The following is a 6,184-nucleotide window of genomic DNA, read 5'->3' as shown; positions in this document are numbered from 1 at the left end:
TTAGAAATTCTTGGTGGGAAACAGCCCTGAAAATGGAGAGATTTTTGGATTCCGAATCCAAAAATCAACTGACCCAGCGCGAGAAATCATCGGATTTCTCGTGATGTGTCAGTGGGGCTCCATTTTCAGGGCTGTTTCACGCCTAGAATTTCTTAGGTCCGCGGCCGCGTTTTTGAAAGGACATGGATGTTCTCCGGGAGGTTTTCGGCTTTCCCTTTATGGAGCGTCCCCCATCCGCGCCGAAACTAAAGCTCGTCGCTAAATCCCGATGGGGGTTTCAAGAACTTCTTGTTTATGGTACAATATTAAAATATTGTTTCAGGATGACACTACATCTGAAGAAAGGAATACACCATGGCATTTGATGGAATTACCGTGGCCTCTCTGGTCCACGAATTGAAAGAACAGCTGCTCAATGGAAGGATCACCAAAATTGCCCAGCCCGAGACGGACGAACTGCTTCTCACTATTAAGACACCGTCAGGACAGAAAAGGTTGTGTATATCTGCTAGCGCCTCCCTTCCCCTCATATATCTGACGGAGTCCACCAAACCCAGTCCTATGACCGCTCCGAATTTCTGTATGCTCCTGAGAAAGCATATCAGTAATGGGCGGATCGTTGATATTTACCAGCCAAAGCTGGAGCGTATTATTCACTTTACGATTGAACATCTGGATGAACTGGGTGATCTTTGCAGAAAAGATCTCGTCGTAGAGATTATGGGAAAACACAGTAATATTATCTTCTGTAACAATGAGGGCATGATCATCGACAGTATCAAACATGTCTCTGCACAGATGAGTTCGGTGCGCGAAGTGCTTCCGGGGAGGGAATATTTTGTCCCGGATACCATGGACAAGTCGGATCCTTTGTCCACGGTTGAATCTGCTTTTATCGAAAAGATTACGGCGAAGCCCCTGCCCCTGGCAAAAGCTATTTATACCGCCTTTACAGGGGTCAGCCCGGCGGCCGCCACAGAGATCTGCTATTTATCCGGTATGGACTCTTCTGCCTCTTTGGATGACCAAAGCGGAGAGACCCTGCGGAAATTATATGAGCAGTTTTCTATTTACTTTTCTTATGTAAAGGAAGGCTGCTTTACTCCTGCTATCTATTACGACGGCCAGGAACCGAAAGAGTTCTCTGCTCTGCCTATGGCCCATTTTGGAGCATATACCCGGAAAGATTTCACTTCTATGTCCCAGGTGCTGGAGACCTATTATTCTTCTAAAAATACTCTGACCCGCATCCGGCAGAAATCAGCCGATCTGAGGCATATTGTACAGACGGCCCTGGATCGCAGCCGTAAAAAGTGCGATCTGCAGCTCCGGCAGCTGGACGATACAAAGAACCGCGAAAAGTACAGGTTTTACGGGGAGCTGATTCATACTTATGGATACAATCTGGAGGAAGGGGCCCGGCAGCTTGAAGCGCTGAACTACTATACCAATGAGATGGTCACCATTCCTCTGGATGCTGCAAAAACACCCCAGGAGAATGCCCAGCGCTATTTTGATAAATATAATAAGCAGAAAAGGACTTTTGAGGCGCTCTCCAAGTTCGTCCAGGAGACACAGGACGATATCGCTTATTTGGATTCTGTAAGCACAGCCCTGGATATTGCCCGTACGGAGGAAGATCTTGCGGAGATTAAGGAAGAACTGATCGGTTCCGGCTATATGCGCAGGAAGTTTACAAAAAAGAAGGTCAAGATTAAAAATGCGCCGCTGCATTATCTTTCCAGCGACGGATTCCATATGTATGTGGGGAAAAATAATTTTCAGAATGATGAACTCACTTTCGGCTTTGCTGTGGGCAATGACTGGTGGTTCCACGTCAAAGATGCCCCTGGGTCCCATGTCATAGTTAAGTCAAACGGCGCGGAACTTCCCGACAGAACCTTTGAGGAGGCCGGTAGGCTCGCTGCTTATTACTCGAAGGCACGGGGTGGAGAAAAGGTAGAAATTGACTATGTTGAAAAAAAGCATGTGAAGAAGCCCAAGGGTGCCAAGCCAGGATTTGTAGTCTATTATACCAACTACTCACTGATCATTGACAGCGATATCTCCCAAATTCAGGAGCTTTAGGCAGTACGCCCCTGAGAAGCAGGCATATGTTCTTTGGTTCAGATAATGGGGCGTGTATGAAATATCTCAATCGCACACGATCCGGTAAGGCAAAACTGCCCTGACCGAACGGAAAACTGACGCGGATCACCGTCAGCCTTCCACCCAGTCAGGGCTTATTCTTTTTTTATTTTGTATTCTTAATAATCAAAAATCTTCTGTATCTGACACATATTCAGACTATCTATCCTGCCTGGCTGCACACCTGCTGTACTTCCTGAGGCACTTCGATCTTTTCCACCTGATTGAATCCCGTATACGAAAGCTTGATTGTGAAGTCATTTACATTTGTGCTTTTATTATATTTATCATACAGATCATTCATAACGTCCGTCATGTCTACGATAATCCGTGCAGGGAGCATTTCTTCTTTATATATATCGATCGTAATTGGAACCGAAAGTCCTGAGATTGCATCTTCTTCGGGGAGTTCTACCAAGCCAAAGGCTCTCATCATGTCCAGGCCCATAAACTTTAAGAGCTCTTCACCGCTGATATCTCCATACATCTCATAACATTCTTTCTCTTCCACCTGAATCGTTTCCTTAGCTATATGAAAGGATTCGATGGAATCTCCGGCCTCCTGGAACAGATTTCCGTTAAATGTGCTCTTTTGGGAACCAGCCGCCGCTTCCCTGCTCCACTGCCCATACATACTGCTGTATGTGACAAATTCATCCCCTTCCGTCACCTGATAGATCTCCATATCGCTTGCTACCTGCGTGCCGCTGAAATTCACTTCCGCCGACCCTTTCGCATGTCCGGCTTTCGGCTTTGTTGTATTCTCCATCTCCATGTCCATTGAGATTTTTGTTAAATCAAGCACATCTTCCAGCTCAATATCCATCTCCAATGAATTGGAGACTGATTTTACTTCCGCAAGGTTTTCTGTGACTGCTGACATCATCTTTTTCGGCGTCAGTTTCCCGCTGCATCCGGTCACCGTGCCAATACAAACTGCCAGCATTGCCAGTGCGGATACCGTGTATTTTATCCTTTTATTCATGAATTACCTTTCTTTATTCCTGCCCAAGCAGATAATCGATAAACTGCTGCGCTGTCCTTCCTGACAGGCCGCCGTGGGTAAGTTCCCACTGATTTGCCTGAAGAAGCAGTTCATCTTCCGGCATGGCAATCTGATTTTGTTTTGCCAGCTCTTTTACAATCTGCTGATATTCTTTTTTATCGGGAGACCCAAAATAAATTGTCACACCGAATCTTGCGACGAGAGACAGCTTTTCCTGCACCGTATCATTGGTATGCAGTTCCTCATCCCTGTCCGCCTTATCCTTAAATGTTTCGCGCACCAGATGGCGACGGTTTGAGGTGGCGTAAATCAGCACATTATTAGGCTTTTTCTCCAGACCGCCCTCAATGACTGCTTTCAGATACTTATACTCAATCTCAAATTCTTCAAAAGACAAATCATCCATGTATATGATGAATTTATAATTTCTATTTTTAATCTGCGCGATCACGCCGTTCAAATCCTGGAACTGGTGTTTGTAAACTTCAATCATACGCAGGCCCTGTCCATAGTACTGATTCAGTATGGCTTTGATGGAGGAAGACTTGCCGGTTCCGGCATCCCCGTAAAGAAGGCAGTTATTGGCTCTCCGCCCTTCTACAAAGGCTTTCGTATTATCAATCAGTTTTTTCTTTGCAATCTCATAACCCACAAGGTCGTCCAAATGGACATGAGCGATATTGGTGATCGGTACAATCTGCACTCCAGTCTCCTCCGGGTGCTCCACCCGGAAAGCTTTATGAAGTCCCAGCTTCCCAACACCGAATTCTTTATAAAACTGCGTCAGGATCTCCTGGAAAGCTTCCACATCCCCCGCATTCCCCAGGGCGTGACCCAGTCCGCAGATCCTGTCGCGGATCCGCTTGTTAAAAACCTTGCTGTGCTCATTGATATTCTGATAATTCTCCAGGATAGTGAAGCATTTGACATCCAGTTCTTCTTCCATTTTATCGAAATCGTAATCAAACAGCTCTTTAAATACTCCGAAATCATGTTTAGCGATCTCGTTGATACTTCCGCTCACCGGCCCGACGATTTCACAAGACGTACTGTACGCATTTTCATCGCTGGCCAGAAGAAATGCCAGGTATGTATGCCACAGATTGCCCTCGAACCCATGGCTCGCTGAAAGCTCCAGCAGGGCATTCATGCACTCGAAAAACAGGCTCCTCAGATCTTCTCTGTTATAATATTCATTATGAAAATTCTCCATAAGAAAGGTCATATCCTGCAGGATCTCTCCATATTCCATATTCTTATACAGCATTAATTCATTTGTCCGCATTGCATCTTCCTCTTTATATTCTAATAATTACCAAGAATCTTCAGATTTCTGGCCTCTTCTCTTAAACCCCTGATTGCATTTTTGACCGCAGGCTGAGCCATGTTGCCCTCGAAGTCTACAAAGAAACGGTACTCCCAGTTTTTGCCCTCCACCGGACGGGATTCGATTCTGGTCATATTCAGGTCATTATATATAAAATGGGACAGTATACGGTACAATGATCCGCTTTTGTGAGGCACTTCAAAACAAATGCTGATCTTGGAAGCGTCCTGCAGGAAAATCTTTTGATTGGTCACCACAATAAATCTGGTAGAGTTGTTCGGCTCATCGTTGATGTTGTCCTGTAAGACGGACAGCCCGTGCACTTTTGCGGCATATGCGCTGCACACCGCGGCCTGTGTCCTGTCCTGATCCTCTAATATCTTCTTGGCGGCAATGGCTGTATTCACAACGCTGATTTGCTGCCAATTACTATGCTCGTCCAGGAAACGTGAGGTCTGCATCAGCGCCTCCGCCTTGGAATAAACCCTCTCCAGCTGGTTTAAGCTGGTCCCGGGAAGTCCCGACAGCGTATGGGTAATGGGGATGATCGTCTCCCCAACGATAAAGTTTTCAAATTCCACCAAAAGGTCGTACATCTCATTAACGGCCCCTGCAGAAGAATTTTCGATTGGAAGCACGGCATAATCTGCCGACCCTTCCTCGATTGCCTCCATGGCCTCACGGAACGTCCTGACATGAAATCCGTTGCAGTTTTCTCCAAAGTAATGCTGCATTGCGGCCTGGCTGTAAGCTCCCTCTACTCCCTGAAATACCACTCTTGCATTCTGCCCTTCCAGTGATTCCACCTCGATAAACGGCAGTCTGCCCAGGGCCCCGGCCTCCACCAGCAGCTGATACTGGAGTTTCCGGCTCATGGACATGAGCTGTTCAAACAGTTCCTGGATCCCTTTTTTATTGAAATCACCCGTCACCTTGCCGGAGACATCTGTCAGCTTCTCCTTCTCACGCTGCTTATCAAAGACCTTTCTCCCTGTATTTACCTTCAGTTCGCCGACTTCCTTACACACCTGCATCCTGTTTTCATATAGCTTTACAAGCTGGTCGTCAATCTCATCCAACTGCCGCCTCAGTTCTTCCAATGTTGCCATTTTTACTTCTCCTTTGCACAAACTAAGAAACATTATAATACATTTCACGTATAAAATCTACGTTTCTTAAACATACTTTTCATTATGAAGAATAAATTTATTATCTGCGGCACCCTGGGCTGGTGCATGGAAATCATTTTTACGGCCCTCCACTCCTTTAAAAAGAGAGAATTTACGCTCATCGGACGCACCTCCATCTGGATGTTCCCCATTTACGGCGCGGCATGCCTTCTCACTCCTGTCTGCCGGCTGTTAAAGGGGAAAAATCCCCTTCTGAGAGGCGGCGTCTACACCTGCTGTATTTTCTTCGGCGAGTTTCTCTCCGGCAGCTTTCTGAAAAGGCACCATGCGTGTCCCTGGGATTACAGCAAAGCAAAATACAATTTAAAGGGCATCATCCGATTTGATTATGCTCCCCTGTGGTTCGGCGCCGGCCTCCTGTTTGAGAAAATCCTGCGATGAACCGCCAGAGCTCTCTGTTACGGATTACCTCCTGCCGGGACGAACAGGAGCACTCCCTTTCAAAATTCCTGTTGAAAATCAGCCTGTTTTAGTATATGATTAGTTGAAGAGAATTTTGAATAGGGAGGTTTA

General features: G+C 46.2%; 5 protein-coding genes. 2 read left to right on the top strand and 3 right to left on the bottom strand.

Features of this window, described 5'->3' with window-relative positions:
• Positions 1 to 354 precede the first annotated feature (354 nt).
• Positions 355 to 2,088, top strand: a complete 1,734-nt coding sequence (locus GKG43_RS13315; protein WP_055151264.1) for an NFACT RNA binding domain-containing protein — start codon at positions 355 to 357, stop codon at positions 2,086 to 2,088.
• Between the two features lie 223 nt (positions 2,089 to 2,311).
• On the opposite strand, the gene GKG43_RS13310 is transcribed toward GKG43_RS13315, so the two are convergent.
• The 3 genes from GKG43_RS13310 to pheA are packed head-to-tail and all read right to left on the bottom strand — an operon-like array spanning position 2,312 to position 5,590.
• Positions 2,312 to 3,133: a DUF6612 family protein gene (locus tag GKG43_RS13310; protein WP_050642460.1), complete on the bottom strand. Its 822-nt coding sequence runs from the start codon at positions 3,131 to 3,133 to the stop codon at positions 2,312 to 2,314.
• A gap of 13 nt (positions 3,134 to 3,146) precedes the next feature.
• On the bottom strand, positions 3,147 to 4,439 hold the full coding sequence (locus tag GKG43_RS13305; RefSeq protein ID WP_055151267.1) for an ATP-binding protein: 1,293 nt from the start codon (positions 4,437 to 4,439) through the stop codon (positions 3,147 to 3,149).
• A 20-nt stretch (positions 4,440 to 4,459) separates the two neighbouring features.
• The gene (pheA, locus tag GKG43_RS13300; RefSeq protein WP_050642462.1) at positions 4,460 to 5,590 is read right to left on the bottom strand and encodes a prephenate dehydratase; all 1,131 of its coding nucleotides are present in this window, start codon (positions 5,588 to 5,590) and stop codon (positions 4,460 to 4,462) included.
• 84 nt (positions 5,591 to 5,674) lie between these two features.
• Between pheA and GKG43_RS13295 the strand changes: the two genes are divergently transcribed.
• Positions 5,675 to 6,052, top strand: a complete 378-nt coding sequence (locus tag GKG43_RS13295; RefSeq protein ID WP_082203097.1) for a hypothetical protein — start codon at positions 5,675 to 5,677, stop codon at positions 6,050 to 6,052.
• The last annotated feature ends 132 nt before the right edge of the window (positions 6,053 to 6,184 follow it).

Source organism: Eubacterium sp. BIOML-A2 (assembly GCF_009680135.1).
Classification (GTDB): Bacteria; Bacillota; Clostridia; order Lachnospirales; family Lachnospiraceae; genus Faecalicatena; species Faecalicatena contortus_B.
This window is presented reverse-complemented; position numbering and strand designations above follow the sequence as displayed.